1 protein-coding gene is annotated in these 1,251 nt (G+C 33.0%); it reads right to left on the minus strand.

Annotated features, from left to right (window positions below):
* Nucleotides 1–133: 133 nt before the first annotated feature.
* Nucleotides 134–1,156 (minus strand): sugar kinase, encoded by a 1,023-nt coding sequence (locus EZH24_RS12085; RefSeq protein WP_137999318.1) that lies wholly within the window; start codon nucleotides 1,154–1,156, stop codon nucleotides 134–136.
* Between the last annotated feature and the right edge of the window lie 95 nt (nucleotides 1,157–1,251).

Below are 1,251 nucleotides of genomic sequence, written 5' to 3' on the forward strand. Positions count from 1 at the left end.
CGAAATTATAGTATGCTAATTTATAGTAATTTTTACTAACCATATTTAAGTTATCCAATATTTATTAACTTTAATTTATTCATTAACTTCATATAAAATATATCATATTCTATAAAAAATGTCAACAATTAATTTATCTTTGTATTCTTCCAGAAGCGTCACCGTTGTAAACCGTCATAACCTCGTCAATGCTTACGATATTAAAATCGCCTTCTATTGAATGTTTCAAACAACTCGAAGCGGTTGCAAACTCTAAAGCTTCTCTGTCGTCTTTGCCGTTTAGAAAAGAATAAATTAATCCCGCCGTAAAACTGTCGCCTCCTCCCACTCTGTCGACAATTTTAATCAAATATTCTTTTGAGAAAAAATATTCGCTTCCGTTATAAAGCATGCATGACCATAAATTTTCGCTTGCCGAAATCGAGCCTCTTAAAGTAATGCCGACTTTTTTAACTTTGAATCTTTCTGTGATTTCTTTTGCCACTTCTTTATATCCTTCATGCGAAAGTTTGCCTTCGATTATATTGCTGTCTTTAGCTTTTATTCCAAAAACTTTTTCCGCATCCTCTTCGTTTGCCATACATATATCGACATAGGGCATCAATTTGCTCATCATTTTATTTGCTTCTTCGGATGTCCATAATTTTTTTCTAAAATTCAAATCGAGGCTCACGGTAAGATTTTTTTCTTTAGCTTTTTTGCAAGCCTCTATGCATATTTCCGCCACATTACTTCCCAAAGCTGGAGTTATTCCCGTAAGATGAAACCATTTTGCGTTATTAAAAATTTTATCCCAATCGAAATCTTTTATATCGGCTTTTGAAATCGAAGAACCCGCTCTATCGTAAATGACTTTTGAGCCTCTTTGACTTGCGCCTCTCTCCAAAAAATATATTCCTATTCTATCGCCGCCCAGAATTATATTTGAAGTATCGACTCCGTATCTTCTCAATTCGTTTATGCATGCCTGTCCAATATCGTTATTTGGAAGTTTTGTGACAAACGAAGTTTCTACTCCGAAATTTGAAAGCGCCAAAGAAACATTTGCTTCTCCTCCGCCGAATCTTATATCGAAAGAATCCGCTTGAACGAATCTCAAATTTGAAGGAGGCGATAAACGAAGCATTATCTCGCCGAAAGTAACTACTGAAGCCATAATAAAAATTCCTTAAATTATTAAAATATGTTAACATAATATATTATATTTTGTATTATTTCAATTACATTTATTAATATATTATAAACGGATTA

Source organism: Brachyspira catarrhinii (assembly GCF_005518285.1).
Lineage (GTDB): Bacteria > Spirochaetota > Brachyspiria > Brachyspirales > Brachyspiraceae > Brachyspira > Brachyspira catarrhinii.

Bases quoted from the DNA above. Each gene is read 5' to 3' on its own strand.
- EZH24_RS12085 (WP_137999318.1), bottom strand. From the start codon at position 1,156: ATGGCTTCAGTAGTTACTTTCGGCGAGATAATGCTTCGTTTATCGCCT.